Below are 18,736 nucleotides of genomic sequence, written 5' to 3' on the forward strand. Positions count from 1 at the left end.
TCTTATTAAGAAACAAGGAACTTATATCATGGCACAAGAGCAAACAATAGCTGCGACAGCAAAGTCATCCGGCCCGGTTACCCGTCATATGGCCAATGAATTTCTGACCTTTCGTCTGGGCGGCGAAGAATACGGGATAGAAATACTTAAGGTGCAAGAAATTCGCGGGTACGACTCGATCACACAGATTGCCAATGCGCCCGAGTTTATTAAGGGAGTCGTCAATCTGCGCGGGATTATCGTGCCGATTATCGATATGCGGATCAAATTCAGGCTGGGCACTGCGGACTATGATCAATTTACCGTGGTCATTATTTTAAATGTAGCGGGCCGCGTCATGGGTATCGTGGTGGATGGGGTATCCGACGTGCTGACTCTGGAAGCCGAGCAGATGCGGCCGACACCGGGATTTGGCTCAGTCATTGATACGGAATATATCATGGGATTGGGAACAGTCGAAGAACGCATGCTGATATTAATTGATATCGAAAAGCTGATGGGTAGTAGCGAAATGGGCTTAATTGATCAAAACATTAATTAATGAGTATGAGTTTGTTTGAAAATAAACAAGTTGCAATAACAGTCTTTATTAGGAGTAATGAACATGTTGAATGATATGAAAATCGGCACCAAGCTGTCTGGTTCCTTTATGGTACTGCTTGGTTTTATGATTTTTCTGGGTGTCTTTTCGTTATTCCAGTTAAATAGCCTCAATAAAGCTGCAACTGCAATTACCGGGGAATGGCTGCCTGCCTCGAAAGCTGCAGCGGATTTGAATCTTTTTACATCCGATTTCAGGATTGGCGAAATGAGTCATGTGCTTTCCACATCCGAACAGGATATGCAGCATTATGAAAAAGAAATTGCCAATTTGCTTTCTAGGATAGAAAAAGCTAGCGAAGAATCCAAAAGGCTAATTTCTTCTCCTGAGGAACAAAAGATATTCGATTTATTTTCTGAACGATGGGGGCAATATTTAGCTGCGCATCGTCAACTGATTTCGCTTTCTCGTGCAAACAAAACCGAAGAAGCGCGGGCATTTATGAATGGTCAATCCAAGCAGGTCTATGATGAAATGTCCGATCAGTTAATTAAGTTATCGGATTTGAATACTGCGGGAGGAATTGCGGCCAGCGAAGTAGCCGATCAGACCTTCGCAATGTCCCAAACGCTGGTCATCGCATTATTGGCAATTGCCATTGCTATCGGGATCGTGCTTGCCTTGGTGATCACACGTAATCTGCTGGCGCAATTGGGCGGTGAACCGAAATATGCGGCGGAAGTCATGCAAAAAATTGCCGCGGGTGATTTGTCGAGCAATATCGCGGTTAACACAAAATACCCGAATAGCATGTTATTCGCAATTAAAGAAATGCAGGATAGTCTGGTTAAGATCGTCAGTGAAATACGTAGCGGTACCGACACGATCAGCACTGCATCCGGTGAGATTGCTTCCGGTAACTTGGATTTGAGTCAACGCACGGAAGAACAAGCCTCCAGCCTGGAAGAAACTGCGTCTTCGATGGAAGAATTGACTTCCACAGTAAGACAAAATGCGGACAATGCGCGTCAGGCCAATCAATTGGCAGCGGGTGCTTCCGAAGTTGCGGTAAAAGGCGGTGCCGTGGTAGGGCAAGTGGTACAAACCATGAGTTCAATCAATGAAAGCTCCAAGAAGATTGTCGACATTATCAGTGTCATTGATGGCATTGCTTTTCAGACCAACATTCTGGCGTTAAACGCAGCGGTAGAAGCGGCGCGTGCCGGTGAACAAGGACGTGGTTTTGCAGTGGTAGCAACAGAAGTACGCACACTGGCGCAACGCTCAGCGGCTGCAGCAAAAGAGATCAAAGAGCTGATCAGCGATTCAGTCAGCAAAGTGGAAGATGGCACGCGCCTGGTTGATGAAGCGGGCGCAACCATGGATGAAATCGTCAGTGCTGTCAAACGTGTGACCGACATCATGGCTGAAATCTCTGCGGCGTCGCAGGAACAAAGTTCAGGCATTGAGCAGGTTAATCAAGCCGTGACTCAAATGGACGAAGTCACGCAACAAAACGCGGCGTTGGTGGAAGAAGCAGCAGCAGCGGCAGAATCCATGCAGGAACAAGCGCAAACACTCACTCAAGCAGTCAGTACCTTCAAACTGTCTGGCGATGGCGGCCGTCCATCAACGGCCGTAAAAAGAAGTAACCGTCCTGCCACAGTTGCCAAATTGCCCAATCGTGGTCCTGCTACGAAAAAGGCCTCTGTAAGTTCAAACAAAGAATTCCCATCGGTACCGGCACAACCGCGCAAAGTTGCGTCAGGCGGTGGCGGTGACGAGTGGGAAGAATTCTAAGTCATCATACCCGAACACCACCCGGTAACCGGGTGGTGTTCATCGGGAAATTGAACTGTGGGTCTAGAAGGTGCGTGATTGTGTTGGGCGTATTGTAGGTAGTCGATAGTTAGAAACGTCCCCTGATTCTTGGAACGACCGATATTAGTTAGTTATTAATTCTGATTTTACTTTGTAGAACCAGATTCTTGAATTATCCGCTTCATGAAAATAATTTATTGAAGCGCGTTGGTTTTAGATCATTATTTTATCCATGTATTTTTGCATGATGTCTAATAATGAAGCGATAAAGCTCTGGAGTTTGATACTGCCGGAAATAATCGCTGCTCGCAAAGCGGTATCTACTCTAATTCGGATGGATATATTATGGAATTGATTTTAGGTGGTATTGAAGAAAACTCTGATAACAGAACGCGTGAATATGCTTTTACTCAAGCGGATTTTGATCGTATTAGAAAACTGATATACCAACATGCAGGCATTTCACTTTCCACGGGTAAGAAAAATATGGTGTATAGCCGACTTGCCCGGCGTGTGCGTGCTAGTGGTCTAAATAATTTTCATGAATACTTGAATTTTCTGGAGCGTGGAAATCCTGAGGAGTGGGAGGCATTTACAAATGCCCTGACGACTAACCTGACGGCTTTTTTTCGCGAACAACATCACTTTCCGATTCTTGAGAAACATGTAGAGCATCGCAAGAATCAGAATAAAATTCAGCTTTGGTGCAGTGCATCTTCTACTGGAGAAGAACCTTATTCAATGGCTATGGCAATGGTGCAAGCATTTAAAACATTTACACCGCCAGTTCATATTTTAGCCACGGATCTGGATACCAATGTTCTCGCTAAAGCACAACTCGGTATTTATCCTCTCGATAAGTTAGAGAAAATACCCAAGGAAAAGCTGAAACAGTTTTTTTTGAGAGGTAAAGGGCATCACTCTGGGTCGGCAAGGGTGCGCCCAGAATTACGTAATATGATAACGTTCCGGCAATTGAATTTGCTCGATGAGAGTTGGCCGATACGTGGCCCATTTGATGCAATATTCTGTCGTAATGTAATGATTTATTTTGATAAACCAACCCAATACAAAATTCTGAAGAAGTTTGTGCCGCTACTGGCCCCGGATGGATTATTGTTTGCAGGCCATTCTGAGAGTTTTCAGCATGCGGTTGATTTATTTAAGTTGCGTGAGAAAACCGTTTATGAGCTAGCTAATAGATTGAGGTAATCGTATGGCTGAGATCATTGATGAGCAAGTTGCAACGAATCTATATTTTGACAAGAGCTTTAACAGCCAAGCCGTTAAGTTGTTGCCGGGCGAATACTATGTTACAGACAAGGATATGCTCTTGGTAACAGTGCTCGGTTCTTGCGTTGCGGCTTGTATTCGTGATTGTTACAGTGGTATTGGCGGTATGAATCATTTTATGCTTCCGGATGGAGGAGGGGATGCAGGAAGTCCGTTAAATGCTTCAGCCCGATATGGTACTTACGCAATGGAAATACTGATTAACCAGCTATTAAAACTGGGTGCCCGTCGATGCAACCTTGAAGCTAAAGTATTTGGCGGCGGAAATGTTCTAGACGGATTAACGGTTGCAAATGTCGGTCCACGGAATGCTGATTTTGTTCTGAAATTCTTACAAACAGAAAAAATAAGAGTCGTCGCAAAAGATCTGGTCGATATTTTTCCTCGGAAAGTTTATTTCTTTCCAAAAAATAGTAAAGTGATGGTGAAGAAGTTGCGTAATTTACATAACACCACGATTTCTCAGCGAGAGAAAGATTATAGGCAGCGTTTACGTAAAGTCGACTCTGGTGGAGATATAGAGTTATTTACTTAAAACAATTTTACTTCTCGTACTAAATTGAGTACCTATCATGAAAAAAATTAAAGTTTTGATTGTTGATGACTCTGCCTTAATTCGTAAATTATTAAGTGAAATTATTGATAGTCAGCCTGATATGGAAGCTATTGGTGCAGCACCCGATCCTTTGGTGGCACGCGAAATGATTCGAGAGCTGAATCCTGATGTATTGACATTGGACGTTGAAATGCCAAAAATGGATGGACTCGATTTTCTGGAAAAATTAATGCGGTTGAGGCCAATGCCGGTAGTAATGGTTTCAACACTAACTGAGAAAGGTTCTGATGTAACATTCCGTGCGCTTGAGCTGGGTGCGGTTGATTTTGTTTCTAAGCCGAAAATTGATCTTGCGACAGGATTGAAAGAATATGGCAATGAGATCGCAAATAAAATTCGTATTGCAAAATCAGCAAGACTCAGGCGACATGCACCTATGCCAGTCACAAAGAGTGTTTCAGCGGATGCAGTTTTGCCAGCAGTTTCAAATCGTATCGCTTCAACTGAAAAATTAATCATAGTGGGTGCTTCTACCGGTGGTACGGAAGCGATTAAAGAATTTTTAATACGCATGCCGCCCGACTCACCAGGGATTCTGGTTACGCAACATATGCCGGAGGGATTCACCAAGTCATTTGCCAATCGCTTAAACAGTCTTTGTAAAATATCGGTGGTGGAAGCGCAAGGTGGAGAAAGAGTGTTGCCAGGGCATGCATATATCGCCCCAGGACATTCGCATTTATTGCTCAAGCGTAGTGGTGCAAATTACATGACTGAATTAAATCAAGGTGAGCTGGTTAGTCGACATCGGCCTTCAGTTGATGTACTATTTCGATCAGCAGCGAATTGCGCTGGCAAAAATGCTATTGGTGTGATTCTGACAGGTATGGGTAAGGATGGTGCTGCTGGAATGATGGAAATGCGTAAAGCGGGCGCTTATAATTTTGCACAAGATGAAGCAAGCTGTGTTGTTTTTGGAATGCCTAAAGAAGCAATTGCAGCGGGCGGAGTGAACGATATCGTTTCACTGAGAGACATGGCCAAATCGGTATTGTCAAAAGTTTCTAGTATGGGATCACACGGTAATCGTATTTAGCTGCATTCATACTTATTTCTTGATTTGAGGTAAAGTAAAAAAGTACATCGTCAATGAAAAAGATTATTTCCCGATTTATAGTATTTATTGGCATCGCCTTTTTAGTGAGTTGCGGTTCTCTTCAGGAAAGAGCTGTAGTTAAGTTTGACCCTAATCTTCCTGCTAATAAATCTACTGATACCAGTCACGTCAAAAAAGCGCTTTATTCTCAGTTTAATGAATGGCAGGGTGTGCGTTATCAACGGGGCGGACTCAGTCAGCGGGGAGTTGATTGTTCTGGTTTTGTGCATTTGACGTTTAAATCAAAACTTGGCTTGCATCTGCCTAGAACGACTAGAATGCAATCAAAAATAGGAAAAGAAATCCGGAAAGATGATTTGAAAGCCGGTGATCTGATATTCTTTAAGACTGGCTCAGCCTCAGAACATGTAGGGATTTATCTGGAAAAGAATAAATTTCTACATGCCTCTCAAAAACAAGGCGTCACAATATCCCGGTTAGATAACGCATATTGGAAATCTAACTATTGGAAATCAGTTCGTATATAAAATAGTTCCGGAAATGATGCGTTAGTTTTCTTTAAACGAATAAGCTAGGTGTTTGTCCTGCACTTGGCAAACCTAGTTCGTCATATAGTTTATGTTCTTGATTGTAGACAGATGAGCCGTGGCTAAGCTGTATTTTTGTAGGAATGTAAAATGAATGAAGAAATTAAACAAAGGTTACAAAAAAAAGAAATCTGGCAGCGTGGCCTTTATATGATTCTTTTTATGTGTATCTATGGTTTTTCTAATTTCCTGATTATCAGTATTTTCTTCTTTCAATATGCTACATTGATATTAACTGGCCAAACAAATATTTTGCTACTTGGATTCAGTCAAAATTTAGGCATTTATATCCACCAAATAATCATCTTTCTGTCATTTAACAGTGATCAATGCCCATTTCCATTTAGCGTATGGCCCAATGGTACAAGCGATATTGATCCGATTAAAGATACCAACACAAACGATTAGTTCTGATTTCTCTGCCAGTTAGGCCACCAGATATCAAACAAAATGAAGCATGCCAAGAAGCTGAGATTTTTTACCTGGTCGCGATAATTTTGTTTACGATATGCGGCATACAAATTCGGACCAACGATCCGTTTTGAGCAATCGAAGTGTACTTGCCAACTTAACGAGGCGACCAATGCCTGTATCAACTTAAATTCAAGCAATGAGTAAGTTAGTAATTACGCCAATTCGTAAAACATTCCTGCAGAGTTTTTACAATCCTTTGACCGGCGCCAGATTCAACATATACGGACGGAAATGGTTGATTGCGGCAATGTCGTTGCGAACGTACTCTGTCGCGAATAATGGTTGGAGAAAAGCCGGTTAGAACGTTGGCTCCCGGTATCATGGTTTCCGGCCGTTCTGTATTGTCTCGCACGGTCACACAAGGTACGCCAAAAATATACGCTTCTTCCTGAATACAGCCGCTATCGGTAATAATTAAGGCTATGTCACCGTTAAACCTAAATTCCTCTGTTAGGTCACTCCAATGGCCAAAGAGGGTGGAAGGAAACCGAGGAGCTGTGAATTTTTCGGTCTGGTCGCAATAATTTTGTTAATGATATAGCGTACAAGTACGCCCCAATGATCCGCTATGGTCAACTGAGGCGCATTTGCCAGAACATGATCAAGACCTTTTCGTATATTGGAGATCATCGACTTGATATGATCTCCGGCTGCGTGAGTCAGAGTGAGCAGCAATCGGGATTGACCGGCATGCTGGGTCAGGCGGGCAATGCCGCTGAGCAACATGGGACGGCTAGTGATTGCCTCCAGGCGTGTCTTCGGGTGTGCCAGTCTGACATACCAACTCCACCAATTGTAGATGAGCGCGACTGCTCGCGCTGAGAGGTTGCAACGTTCCAGGTCTTGCGTGGTATAGCCACCCCAACCCCATTGGTTTTTCAGCTCATCGAAGCCGTTCTCGCAGTCGGCCCGATCCCGGTATAACTGGCCAATGGCGTCGAGGGAGTAGTTTGTATTGGTCACCAATATAGCGTATTCCCAGAGTTTAACCTTGTCTGAAGTAAGCCTCCAATCCATCCACATTAACACCCTGATACGTCATCGCTATCCTCAAACCTTTTACAAGGAGGGACGATGTCATCATCAGAAGCGCGACGAATTCATATCGAAGCATGGCAAACCAGCGGTAAGTCTCAGGCGGCTTATTGCCGGGAACATGGTTTGAATACCAAGACGTTTGGCAATTGGGTTCGCAAGCATCGTGCCGGTCAGGTTATCCGGCCGCCTGCGTTGGTCCCGGTCACGATCAAACCGATGCCTGCACCGACGAGCACGCTACGTCTTCGCGGTCAAGGCAATCATGTGTTGGAGCTGCCATCGACGGTTTCGCCGCATTGGCTGGGGGAGTTGTTGAAGTGTCTTTGATTGCGAATCCAGGGAAGATTTGGTTGATGGTTGAGCCGGTGGATATGCGTCGCGGCATTGACGGATTGTCGGTATTGGTGGAGCAGGCGTTGCAGCGCTCGCCTTGTGCGGGTTCGGCGTTTGTGTTTTGCAATCGCGCGGGCAATCGCATCAAAGTGCTGCTGTGGGACGGCACCGGCGTGTGGTTGTGCCAGCGGCGCTTGCATCAGGGACGGTTCGTTTGGGGGCGTTCGGATACGGGCGGGATGGAACTGACTGCGTTGCAATGGGAGTGGTTGATTGCCGGGGTGGATTGGTGTCGTTTGGGGTTGCAATCCTGCGCAAGAAAATATAGCTGAAAGCCAATACTGGAATCACTTTGCGCAAGTTTTGCAGTATAATAACGCCATGAAAACGCACGCAAAACAGTCAATCGAATTAGATCATTTGAACCTCACGCCGGAAGCTAAAACCGAGGTATCGAACCTTATTCAATCACTGCTTACGCAAGCACAAAACGAGCTCAAACTGCTGGAAGCGAAGAATCAGGCACTGAAGCTGGAACTGGCACATTTGCGCCGCATTCGTTTCGGCGCGAAGAGCGAAGCACTGTCGCAGCCACAATTCAGCCTGTTCGAAGAAGACTGGCAAACTGATGCGGCGGCGATCGAAGCGGAAATCGAGCAACTGCCGCTGCCGGTTCCGCAAAAACCCAAGCGTGCACGCGCTGGGCGCCAACCTCTGCCGGATCACCTGCCACGCATCGAACACCGGCATGAACCGGAATCTTGCCAATGCAAACAGTGCGGCAGCGATCTGGTAAAAATCGGCGAAGACGTCAGCGAACAACTGGACGTCAAACCCGCCGAATTCTTCGTGCACCGTCACATCCGCCCGCAATACGCCTGCCGGGCTTGCGAAACCGTGGTCGCGGAACCGGTTCCGCCCGCGGTGATCGACGGCAGTATGGCAACACCCGGACTGCTTGCTTGGATCACGATCTGCAAATACCTCGATCACCTGCCGCTGTATCGCATCGCACAAATCGCCGCCCGGGAAGGTGTCACTTTATCGCTTTCCACGTTGGCGGAATGGATCGGACGTGTAGGCGTGGCACTACAACCGCTGGTTGACCGGCTGATTTTGCACTTATTGCATGGCTCTGTGTTACACGCCGACGAAACCCCGGTGGCGCAACTTGATCCCGGCAGCGGAAGAACGCAACGCGCCTATCTGTGGGCGTATCGCAGTAACGATTTTGAGTTGGGGCCGCGCATCATCGTATTCGACTACCAAACCAGCCGTAGTGGCAAACATGCGCAAAACTTCCTCAACAGCTGGCAAGGCCACTTGCTGGTAGACGACTATGGCGGTTACAAGGCTTTATTCTCCAAAACAGCATCACCCTGCACTGAATTAGGGTGCTGGGCGCACGCGCGCCGCAAATTCTTCGACCTGCACCAAGCCAATGCCAGCACCGTCGCGTATGAGGTGTTGCAGCGCATAGGCGGACTTTACGCCGTCGAAGCCGAAGGCAAGCACTTATCGACCGAAGCCCGGCAGATACTACGTGCAGAAAAAAGCCTGCCGATCCTGCAATCGTTGCACGACTGGTTACTGCAAACTCGCGCCCAAACTGCCAATGGCGGCGGCACCGCCAAAGCCATCGACTACACCTTGAAGCGCTGGCAAAGCCTAATCCGCTACGCCAGCAGCGGACACCTGCCGATTGACAACAACCCCGTCGAAAACACTATTCGCCCCATCGCGCTCGGCAAGAAAAACTGGCTGTTCACCGGCTCCGAACGCGCCGGAAAACGTGCCGCCGCCATTCAAACCCTACTCGGCACCGCAAAACTCAACGGCCTCAACCCCGCACAATGGCTAGCCGACACCCTCGAAAAACTCCCCACCTGGCCTAATAGCCGAATCGATGAATTGCTACCGCTTGCACCGGAGGATATTGAAGCATTGTTGAAGGAATGTGAGTAGATGGTGGGGTTGGAGGGATACTGTCTGAATGGTCAATGAAGTGGAGCATCGGCTGCTGGTTCTCATTGCTCGTCTCGGCTGCCGCCATGCTGTCTTTGATTCGCCGCCGCAGTACCACTACACGCCGCGCACCACTCCAACCCGTCAGCCGAAGCTTGCCTTCCACCGCGTCAAAGCCTTGCCCCGCGTTCTGCCAGTCGCCTTGCTGCCATTGCCGCTCGATCAGGCGCTTAACTCCGGCAGTTTGCCGTAGCTTGAAGAGGTAGTGCTGTTCAATTCGCTCCATCTCGACCATTACCCCCTGATTGCCAAAGGCACTGTCACCGCGCACCAGGGCGGGGCGTTCCTCGGCAGCGAGTCGCTCAATTAGCCGGCACAGGCGCGGTAGGCTATGTTTCGCCGCACTGGCTTTACCGCTTTGTACCTCGACATCGAGCACCAGTCGAATGTTGCCGATCCAGTAGGTGTGCAAAGTATGGCTCGGCCGTCCCGGCTTGGTTGGGTTGTAGCCAATCTCGGCACCTGCCTGGTGACCATACAACAGTTTGACGCTGGTGTCGGCATCGAGTATCCAGGGCGTGCGTAAAGATTCTTGGATGCTCTCACCCAGGGCTTTATCCATCCATGCTGTGCTCTTCGCCAGTTGGACTGCGTGGGCAGCGCGTTCTTCTTCGCTACCATACTTCTTGCATGGGGCCGGTGCCAAGTGCGCCAGTGCGCGACGCAGACTCTCGTCACTGATGATCTTGTTCATGCCGAGTATCCGGGGAGCAACTTCATCGCCGCGCAGCCCGGCAACATGTGCATAGCGCCGCTGTCCATCCAAGATCGATAATAGCCAGGTGCCAAGCACATCAACTACCTTGGGTGCGTTGGGACTGGTGTAATCCATTGGACATCCATCCACCCAGCGGGTGAATAACCCAGAAACTTCCAAAAACTCGGCAAAGAATGGTAATTGCCCCAGTGCTGTGGCGCTTCCGCCTTCGTCCCAGCGAACGTGAAACCGGCCACCAGGAGTGGCTACGCTTTGTTCAGCCGTCGTTTGTTCCGTCTCCTGCAAAGTAGTATTGATCGCCTCGACCAGTGTCTTCTTCTCAAATTTAATTTCACCCATTGGGTGAGCCTCCTATTCTGTCGAAAACCCTTACCAGAAATACATTCGTGGCAATTTTACTGGAATCAACTGAGGAAAATAGGATCATGGATCGGGGCTTCACCGACTTTGCTCGCTGGTACACCGTGCACCAAGCACAAGCATTTTTTGTAACACGGACCAAATCCAATCTGCTTTTTCGCCGCGTCTACTCTCGCTCCGTGGACAAATCCACCGGACTGCGCTGTGACCAAACCATTGCCCTAAGGGCTCCCAAGGCTAGCAAGGATTATCCTCAGCACCTGCGGCGTATCAAGTTCTACGATGCAGAACACGACAAGCATCTGGTATTTCTAGCCAACAACTTCGACTTACCTGCGCTGACCATCGCTCAGCTTTATCGTTGTCGCTGGCAGGTCGAACTATTCTTCAAGTGGATCAAGCAACATCTTCGTATCAAGCGTTTCTACGGAACTACTGAGAACGCAGTCAAAACGCAGATATGGATTGCCATATCGGTTTATGTCTTGGTTGCCATCGTGAAAAAGCGGCTCAATACCGAAGCTTCGCTTTACACAATTCTACAGATTTTAAGCCTGACTCTTTTCGAGAAAACACCTATCGATCAATTGGTTAAAAATACCGATGTGCAAATAACCATGTCGAAAAATAATAACCAACTGAATCTATTCAATTAAATCTCCGGACACTTCTGCAATTAGCTATATGTTTGATTCAGTAAATACTTGGATTTTCTTATTTCTTATCTAACCTGCGATACTGAATCGCTTCCGCAATGTGCTGATTGCTGATTTTCTTAACTCCCGATAAATCCGAGATGGTGCGTGCTACTTTGAGAATACGATGGTATGCGCGTGCCGATAAATTCAAACGACTGATGGCTTGTTTGAGTAGATTTTCACTGGCGTTATCTAAAGCGCAATGCTGATCGATTTCTTTGACACCCAAGCGGCTATTGGTTTTTCCTTGCCGGTCAAGCTGAAATTGGTGGGCTTTTTCAACGCGCTGACGGATTACACTGCTTTTTTCGCCTGTTGTCTGTTGTTTCATTAGTTCCTGCTGCGGCACGGCGGGAACTTCAATTTGCATGTCGATACGATCCAGTAGTGGGCCAGAAATCCTTGCGCGATAACGTGCAACTTGGTCAGGCGTGCAATGACATTTCCCGTTAGGGTGGCCCAAATAGCCGCACAAACATGGATTCATCGCAGCAATCAGTTGGAATTGTGCTGGAAATTCGGCTTGACGTGCTGCGCGGGAAATGGTGATTTTGCCGGATTCAAGCGGTTCGCGCAGTACCTCCAAGACTTTTCGGTCAAATTCTGCCAATTCATCAAGGAATAGCACGCCGTGCAATGCCAGTGAAATTTCGCCTGGGCGAGGGTGGCTGCCGCCACCCACCAGTGCCACGCCGGAGGCGGTGTGGTGCGGGGAACGAAAGGGGCGGTGTTTCCAGTTGCTGATATTGAAGCTGCCGTAACTGAGCGATTGTATGGCTGCGGATTCCAGTGCTTCCGCTTCGGTCATGGGTGGAAGAATGCCGGGAAAACGCGCGGCCAGCATAGATTTTCCAGTGCCCGGAGGGCCGATCATCAAGAGACTATGGCCACCGGCGGCGGCTATTTCCAATGCGCGTTTTGCATGAGTTTGACCTTTGACTTCATCAAAATCAGGGTAAGCTGAGTCACCGCTTTCGGTGTTGTCTTCGAATGGGTTTTTGTAAATTTGTAAGGGTTCGCGTCCGCTCAGATGGGCGCAAATTTGTAACAGTGATTTGGCTGCATAAATGGTGGCTTTTTTCACAAGGGCGGCTTCCGCGGCATTTTGCTGGGGTAATACGAAACTGCGGCCGGATTGGGATGCATTGTAAGTCATTGCCAGTGCGCCGTGGATCGGGCGCAATTCACCGGTTAAAGCGAGCTCACCCGCCCATTCATATTGATCCAGTTTGTCATTGGGGATTTGTCCGGTAGCTGCCAGAATACCCAATGCGATGGGTAAATCAAAACGCCCGCTTTCCTTAGGCAGATCGGCAGGGGCCAGATTAATGGTAATGCGCTGTGCGGGAATTTTGAATTGTGCATTTTGCAATGCGGACCTGACGCGGTCTTTACTTTCTTTGACTTCCGTATCAGGCAGTCCGACAATGGTGAAGCTGGGTAGGCCGTTGGCGATGTGTGTTTCTACCGTCACCAACGGTGCTTGTATCCCTGAAAGTGCGCGGCTATACAGGACAGCGAGTGACATTTGAGAATTAGTAATCCTGGGTGTGCTGGTACGAGCAGAGATTAACGCAAGGATAACGAGCGATAAGTTAATTAAACTTATTTTTCATGCATATCTTCATTATCTTGTTTCTCTTCTGCCGCATGATTCTCAGCGGATAGGTAGGTAGGTTTCTTCAGCAGAGCTTCCAATTCGGAGACTTTACCTTCGAGGACCATTAATTTTTCACGGGTGCGTTGTAAAACTTCCTGTTGGACATCAAATTCATCACGTGTGACTAAATCAAGCCGTGTAAAGGCCCCTGATAATAGCATCCGGATATTTTTTTCAATGTCTTTGGCCGGACTGTTGTGCAATATTTCGCTGACCTTGGCATTGATTTCATCGATTACATTTTTATTAAGCATTGTTGTTCTCCTGATTGACTGATCCATCACCTGATCAGCGGATGATAGTGACGTGATAAAATCCCATAATGTGATCTTGCTGTACAAGATCTGATTATCCTCTGTTATTGAGAAGGGTTCCAGTATTAAGAAGCAGGGTTATTTCGCCATGCTACTCCCTTCGTTCAATGATGCATTGGAGAATTGTCTTTCTGATTAACGGTTAATTGTCCGGATACATAAATGGAACGCATACAACTACTTGAAAATTGGCTGAAGGTGCAATTTCCGGCAAAGCCGTTTACTTTGCAACCAGCCTCTGCTGACGCCAGTTTCCGGCGATATTTCCGTGTTTCCTTTAAGGATCAAACGCTGATTGCTATGGATGCGCCTCCGCAACAGGAGGATTGCACGCCATTCATTCAAGTAGCGGAGATTCTGGCTGCGGCCGGCGTGCACGTGCCAAAAATAGTAGCGCAGAATCTGGATCAAGGTTTTTTATTGCTATCTGATTTGGGTGATACGACTTTTTTGCAGGCACTCAACAATCAAATGGACAGCGCTGATCAGCTCTATGGCGATGCCATTGATGCGCTGATTAAGCTGCAATTGTCGCAACAGGTGGAAGGTTTGCCCGGTTACGATGAAGCGTTATTGCTGAGAGAACTCAACTTATTTCCGGATTGGTATGTCTCGAGACATTTGCGGATAGCTATAACGGAAAAACAGCAAGCCGTTCTGCAATCAATTTTTACGCGAATTATACAAAACAATCTTGCACAGCCCAGAGTGCTGGTACACCGCGATTATCATTCGCGTAATCTGATGGTGACATCTCCCAATCCGGGCATTATCGATTTTCAGGATGCCGTGGTTGGCCCGATTACTTATGATTTGGTGTCGTTATTTAAAGATGCGTATATCCGGTGGGACGAGGAACGGATTTTGGATTGGATGATTCGTTATTGGGAAAAAGCCCGCAAGGCCGGATTACCTGTGTCCACTGATTTTGCGGAATTCTACCGGGATTTTGAGTGGATGGGCGTGCAGCGGCATATTAAGATTTTGGGGGTTTTTGCTCGCCTGTATTACCGTGATGGTAAAGAGAATTATCTGAATGATATGCCACTGGTGATGGAATATTTACGTAAAACTTGTAAACGCTACCGGGAACTTCATCTGCTGCTGAACTTGCTGGATGAACTGAATCCGATTGAATCAGACCAGAAAATTGGCTATACCTTCTAATAATTTTCCCTATAAAGCTATGATTCTCGCGGCAGGACGCGGAGAACGCATGCGTCCGCTCACCGATTCTTTGCCGAAACCTTTATTAAAGGCGGGAGGGTGCGCATTAATCGAATATCAGTTAAAAAATCTGGCACGCGCGGGTTTTATCGATATTGTGATTAATCATGCGTATCTCGGTGAAGTGATCGAAAATGCTTTGGGTAATGGGGAACGGTATGGTGTTAACATTCAGTATTCACCCGAGAAAGTTGTTTTGGAAACCGCGGGCGGGATTGCCAATGCTTTGCCGCTTTTGACGGACCAATCTGGAAATTTGCCTTTTCTGGTCGTCAATGCGGACATTTATTGTGATATGGATTACGCTTCGCTGTTACCGGCAATGCGTGCGCTGCGATTAAACACTCACCAGCGGCTTGCGCACCTTGTTTTGATCGACAATCCGCTGCATCATGCTGAGGGTGATTTTGTGTTGCGGGGAGATCAAGTGCAACTGACTGGTGATAACAGATTGACTTTTAGCGGTATCGGTATTTATCACCCACAATTTTTTAACGAAATAAAACCAGGCTTGCCGGTAAAACTGGCGCCACTGCTGCAGCAGGCAATGCAAGCGGGAAAAGTAAGCGGTGAATATTTTTCCGGGCAATGGGTTGATGTAGGAACACCGGAGCGGCTTGAATTACTGGATAAGCAACTCAAGTCTCAATTAGAATGATCAACAACGGTCTCAGTTTAAAAATTCAAAGTATCCTGCTATGACACACATCCAACCTTTTATCGCGCGCCGGCAGCTGTTGGCATCCAAAATGCATGGCGGTGTCGCTATTGTCCCAACGGCCCCGGAACGGCTACGTAATCGGGATGCACATTATTCTTACCGGTTTGACAGCTATTTTTATTATTTAACGGGTTTTCGCGAGCCTGAGGCTGTGCTGGTACTCATTGCCGCGACAGAACAAACACCGGCAAAGCATGTTTTGTTTTGCCGCGAGAAAGACATGGAACGCGAGATATGGGATGGTTTTCGCTATGGTCCGGAAGCTGCCAAAGAAGCTTTTGGTTTTGATGAAGCGTATCCGATTGCCAAACTGGATGAATTGCTCCCCAAACTATTGGCGGATCAGCCTGCTGTTTACACCGCATTGGGACAGGATCATACGTGGGATCAGCGCATCGTCGGCTGGTTAAGTCGGGTGCGAGAACAATCGCGCACAGGCGTAGTTGTGCCAGGTGAAATTCATGATTGCCGGGCACTGCTGGATGAAATGCGCCTGATTAAAGGGACGGATGAATTACAAATAATGCAGCGCGCGGCAGATATTTCGACCCAGGCGCATCAGCGAGCGATGCAGACAACTCGCCCGGGAATGCGTGAGTATGAAATTGAAGCGGAAGTGCTCTATACTTTTTACCGGCATGGTGCGCAAGCGCCAGCCTATACATCCATTGTTGCCGGTGGTGCCAATGCCTGCGTGTTACATTATGTGGAGAACAATGCCGAGTTGAAATCAGGTGATTTATTGTTGATTGATGCCGGTTGTGAGCTGGATGGCTATGCATCGGATATTACCCGGACATTCCCGGTCAATGGAAAATTCAGCACAGTGCAGAGGGATGTTTATCAACTGGTTTTGGCTGCACAGGCTGCGGCACTATCGCAAGTGAAACCGGAAAATAACTGGAACGATCCGCATAAAGCTGCATTGCATATACTGGCGCAAGGCTTTATTGATCTGGGATTATGTCAGGGTAGTGTGGATGCCGTGCTGGAATCGGAAGATTACAAACGTTTTTATATGCACCGGACCGGGCACTGGCTGGGAATGGATGTGCATGATGCCGGTGAGTACAAACAAAAAGGCGACTGGCGTCTGCTGCAACCCGGTATGGTATTGACTGTAGAACCGGGATGTTATATTCGTCCGGCGGATAATGTGCCGCAACATTTCTGGAATATCGGGATACGCATCGAAGACGATGTGATTGTCACACAAACCGGCCATGAACTTTTGACGCTGGCAGCACCCAAAACCATAGCCGAGATAGAGGAGCTCATGCAATGAACGATGAAGAAAGGAAAATTATTATCAGCAAGGTTTCTGAATACCGTCAGAATGAATCGGGAGAATATCACCGTGTGCCGCCGATATCTCCCGTCAACCGCTGGATTACCATTGCAATACTTATTCCGGTTGTCGCGCTCATGGCTGTATTGGGTGTTTTCTTTTTTGCGGCTTTCCTTGCTTTACTCGTAGTGGCAGTCGTGGTGGTCGGAATACGCTTCTGGTGGCTGCGCAGAAAATTTGAAAACGCAATGCATCAACCTGATGATATAAATCGGCAAGCTGAAGCAGATCAGACGATTATCATCGAAGATGCGCAAATTATTGAAGAAACGGAAGTTCACCGGACTGAGCAAAAGAAACACTAGACTAGTATGGGGCGGTTTATCTGCTGTACAGATGCATTTAGTTTGCCTGCAAGAATGAGAGCGAAGGCCATTTATCATCGTTATAGAGTAGTTCTCTCACCCATCACTTTTTTCACCCGTATCCAAAAACTCCATAGCTTTTCCCTTTATTATCAAACTCGCTGTTGAAATTTAAAGAAAAATAGCATCGAGTTATTATATTACTTTATAAATTCTTAGGTTGGCCGTTACTAAATGGGTTCATTTTAGAACATAGGATCCGTTGTGGTCTGTGTGATTTAATTTATCAGTATTAATTGGGGTGGCAGGTTAATGAATTTGCCGTTTCTTTTCTACTTTCGATATTGAGTTCTATGATAAAAAAAGTACAAGCTGGCGACGTTCGATTGGGTATGTATATTCATGAAATTAAGGGGAACTGGTTAGAGCATCCGTTTTGGAGAAAATCTTTCCTACTGGATCAGCAGAAAGACCTGGATAAACTCCTGAGTTGTGTCCTGGAAGAAATATGGATTGATACCAATAAAGGCCTTGATGTTGCCGTAAGCGAACAAACGCAAACTGCAAATATGGTTAATCCTGATTCAGACATACCAAAAACTGAAACACCACGTCCGCCTAAAAAAGTTTCGGTAGGTGAGGAGCTGGATGCTGCAAAAAAAATACATAAAAAGGCAAAAGAAACGGTTACTACCATGTTCAGCGATGTTCGCATGGGTAAAGCGCTTGAAATCGAAGAAGCAGTATCGTTGGTCGATGAAATTAATCAATCCATGGAACGGAACTCGAATGCGTTACTCAGTCTGATCCGGCTAAAAACTGTCAATGAGTATACTTACTTACATTCCGTTGCGGTTTGTATGCTGATGGTTGCAGTGGGAAGACAACTAGGGTTAAGTGGTGAACAGCTCAGACAAGCTGGCGTTGCCGGGTTACTCCATGACATTGGGAAAATGGCAATTCCCAGTGAAGTACTGGATAAGCCTGGAAAATTGACGGATGAAGAGTTTACTATTATCAAAAGCCATCCACAACGCGGCTGGGAAATACTTAAATCCTGTTACCAAGTTCATGAATCAGCTTTGGATGTTTGTTTGCATCATCATGAACGTGTGGATGGGCACGGATATCCGGAAAAATTATCCGGTGATGCGCTTACTTTATTTGCACGTATGGGGGCGGTTTGCGATGTTTATGATGCAATTTCTTCAAGCCGCTGTTACAAGAATGCTTGGTCGCCTGCTGAATCAATCCATAAAATGGCGACATGGAGCGGTCATTTTGATGAAAAGGTTTTCCAGGCTTTTGTTAAAACAATTGGTATTTATCCTACCAGTACTTTGATAAGACTCAAATCCGGGCGATTGGGCGTGGTGATTGAGCAATCCCAGAAAAAATTGACAACGCCGATTATTAAGATTTTCTTTTCTACGCGATCGAATGCGCATATTCCGGTAGAAATTATAGATTTGTCAAAAGGAACAGATAATATTGAAAACATTGAAGACCCGATTAAATGGGGTTTTGATATCAATAAAATACAAGGAATATGAGTGATTCAGCGCTCTGCGCTTTAACAGGTTGTTAACAGAACATCTAC

At 46.7% G+C, this 18,736-nt stretch carries 20 protein-coding genes and 1 pseudogene; 16 read left to right on the top strand and 5 right to left on the bottom strand.

Annotated elements, in window-relative coordinates; all coding sequences use genetic code 11:
- Positions 1–28 precede the first annotated feature (28 nt).
- The 7 genes from NIT79A3_RS04595 (at position 29) to NIT79A3_RS04625 (ending at position 6,323) form a co-directional block, all read left to right on the top strand.
- Positions 29–541, top strand: coding sequence for a chemotaxis protein CheW (locus NIT79A3_RS04595; protein WP_013965090.1), 513 nt, complete (start codon positions 29–31; stop codon positions 539–541).
- A 63-nt stretch (positions 542–604) separates the two neighbouring features.
- The gene (locus NIT79A3_RS04600; RefSeq protein WP_013965091.1) at positions 605–2,341 is read left to right on the top strand and encodes a methyl-accepting chemotaxis protein; all 1,737 of its coding nucleotides are present in this window, start codon (positions 605–607) and stop codon (positions 2,339–2,341) included.
- A gap of 366 nt (positions 2,342–2,707) precedes the next feature.
- On the top strand, positions 2,708–3,574 hold the full coding sequence (locus NIT79A3_RS04605; protein WP_013965092.1) for a CheR family methyltransferase: 867 nt from the start codon (positions 2,708–2,710) through the stop codon (positions 3,572–3,574).
- 4 nt (positions 3,575–3,578) lie between these two features.
- Positions 3,579–4,190 carry a chemoreceptor glutamine deamidase CheD gene (gene cheD / locus NIT79A3_RS04610; RefSeq protein WP_013965093.1) on the top strand — a complete coding sequence of 204 codons (612 nt, stop codon included), beginning with the start codon at positions 3,579–3,581 and terminating at the stop codon, positions 4,188–4,190.
- A gap of 37 nt (positions 4,191–4,227) precedes the next feature.
- Positions 4,228–5,307 (top strand): chemotaxis response regulator protein-glutamate methylesterase, encoded by a 1,080-nt coding sequence (locus NIT79A3_RS04615; protein ID WP_013965094.1) that lies wholly within the window; start codon positions 4,228–4,230, stop codon positions 5,305–5,307.
- Positions 5,308–5,360: 53 nt separating this feature from the next.
- Positions 5,361–5,855: an NlpC/P60 family protein gene (locus NIT79A3_RS04620; protein ID WP_013965095.1), complete on the top strand. Its 495-nt coding sequence runs from the start codon at positions 5,361–5,363 to the stop codon at positions 5,853–5,855.
- Positions 5,856–6,005: 150 nt separating this feature from the next.
- A complete protein-coding gene (locus NIT79A3_RS04625) occupies positions 6,006–6,323 on the top strand; it encodes a DUF4389 domain-containing protein (RefSeq protein WP_013965096.1) in 318 nt (105 codons plus the stop codon).
- Between the two features lie 211 nt (positions 6,324–6,534).
- Here NIT79A3_RS04625 and NIT79A3_RS18155 read toward each other — a convergent pair whose 3' ends face one another.
- Positions 6,535–6,813, bottom strand: coding sequence for a UDP-N-acetylglucosamine 2-epimerase (locus NIT79A3_RS18155; protein ID WP_083817942.1), 279 nt, complete (start codon positions 6,811–6,813; stop codon positions 6,535–6,537).
- A 26-nt stretch (positions 6,814–6,839) separates the two neighbouring features.
- Positions 6,840–7,406: a transposase gene (locus NIT79A3_RS04630; RefSeq protein ID WP_156797012.1), complete on the bottom strand. Its 567-nt coding sequence runs from the start codon at positions 7,404–7,406 to the stop codon at positions 6,840–6,842.
- 57 nt (positions 7,407–7,463) lie between these two features.
- On the opposite strand from NIT79A3_RS04630, the gene NIT79A3_RS04635 reads away from it, so the two are divergent.
- Genes NIT79A3_RS04635 through NIT79A3_RS04645 form a run of 3 tightly spaced genes read left to right on the top strand, consistent with a single transcriptional unit; the run spans position 7,464 to position 9,725 of the window.
- The gene (locus NIT79A3_RS04635) at positions 7,464–7,754 is read left to right on the top strand and encodes a transposase (protein ID WP_013964263.1); all 291 of its coding nucleotides are present in this window, start codon (positions 7,464–7,466) and stop codon (positions 7,752–7,754) included.
- Positions 7,745–8,092, top strand: a complete 348-nt coding sequence (tnpB, locus tag NIT79A3_RS04640; RefSeq protein ID WP_013964262.1) for an IS66 family insertion sequence element accessory protein TnpB — start codon at positions 7,745–7,747, stop codon at positions 8,090–8,092. The genes NIT79A3_RS04635 and tnpB overlap by 10 nt, the downstream gene beginning before the upstream one ends.
- A 49-nt stretch (positions 8,093–8,141) precedes the next feature.
- Positions 8,142–9,725: an IS66 family transposase gene (locus NIT79A3_RS04645; RefSeq protein WP_013964261.1), complete on the top strand. Its 1,584-nt coding sequence runs from the start codon at positions 8,142–8,144 to the stop codon at positions 9,723–9,725.
- Here the strand turns inward: NIT79A3_RS04645 and NIT79A3_RS18160 are convergent.
- Positions 9,652–10,842: a transposase gene (locus tag NIT79A3_RS18160; protein WP_013965098.1), complete on the bottom strand. Its 1,191-nt coding sequence runs from the start codon at positions 10,840–10,842 to the stop codon at positions 9,652–9,654. The genes NIT79A3_RS04645 and NIT79A3_RS18160 overlap by 74 nt on opposite strands.
- 83 nt (positions 10,843–10,925) lie before the next feature.
- Between NIT79A3_RS18160 and NIT79A3_RS04660 the strand changes: the two are divergent.
- Positions 10,926–11,519 (top strand): annotated as a pseudogene (locus tag NIT79A3_RS04660) (IS4 family transposase); the annotation flags it as partial.
- 58 nt (positions 11,520–11,577) lie between these two features.
- Here NIT79A3_RS04660 and NIT79A3_RS04665 read toward each other — a convergent pair.
- Both NIT79A3_RS04665 and NIT79A3_RS04670 read right to left on the bottom strand, forming a co-directional pair.
- Entirely contained in the window at positions 11,578–13,089 is a 1,512-nt protein-coding gene (locus NIT79A3_RS04665; RefSeq protein ID WP_013965099.1) for a YifB family Mg chelatase-like AAA ATPase, read from the bottom strand.
- Positions 13,090–13,166: 77 nt separating this feature from the next.
- On the bottom strand, positions 13,167–13,475 hold the full coding sequence (locus NIT79A3_RS04670) for an accessory factor UbiK family protein (RefSeq protein ID WP_013965100.1): 309 nt from the start codon (positions 13,473–13,475) through the stop codon (positions 13,167–13,169).
- A gap of 222 nt (positions 13,476–13,697) precedes the next feature.
- On the opposite strand from NIT79A3_RS04670, the gene NIT79A3_RS04675 reads away from it, so the two are divergent.
- The 5 genes from NIT79A3_RS04675 (at position 13,698) to NIT79A3_RS04695 (ending at position 18,689) form a co-directional block, all read left to right on the top strand.
- Complete coding sequence (locus NIT79A3_RS04675; protein WP_013965101.1) at positions 13,698–14,702, top strand: phosphotransferase; 1,005 nt, start codon at positions 13,698–13,700, stop codon at positions 14,700–14,702.
- Positions 14,686–15,420, top strand: a complete 735-nt coding sequence (gene murU, locus NIT79A3_RS04680; RefSeq protein ID WP_348225725.1) for an N-acetylmuramate alpha-1-phosphate uridylyltransferase MurU — start codon at positions 14,686–14,688, stop codon at positions 15,418–15,420. Before NIT79A3_RS04675 ends, murU begins: the two co-directional genes overlap by 17 nt.
- 40 nt (positions 15,421–15,460) lie before the next feature.
- Complete coding sequence (gene pepP, locus NIT79A3_RS04685; protein ID WP_013965103.1) at positions 15,461–16,768, top strand: Xaa-Pro aminopeptidase; 1,308 nt, start codon at positions 15,461–15,463, stop codon at positions 16,766–16,768.
- A complete protein-coding gene (locus NIT79A3_RS04690) occupies positions 16,765–17,136 on the top strand; it encodes a hypothetical protein (RefSeq protein WP_013965104.1) in 372 nt (123 codons plus the stop codon). The genes pepP and NIT79A3_RS04690 overlap by 4 nt, the downstream gene beginning before the upstream one ends.
- Before the next feature lie 353 nt (positions 17,137–17,489).
- A complete protein-coding gene (locus tag NIT79A3_RS04695) occupies positions 17,490–18,689 on the top strand; it encodes an HD-GYP domain-containing protein (RefSeq protein WP_013965105.1) in 1,200 nt (399 codons plus the stop codon).
- The last annotated feature ends 47 nt before the right edge of the window (positions 18,690–18,736 follow it).

The organism is Nitrosomonas sp. Is79A3 (assembly GCF_000219585.1).
GTDB lineage: Bacteria > Pseudomonadota > Gammaproteobacteria > Burkholderiales > Nitrosomonadaceae > Nitrosomonas.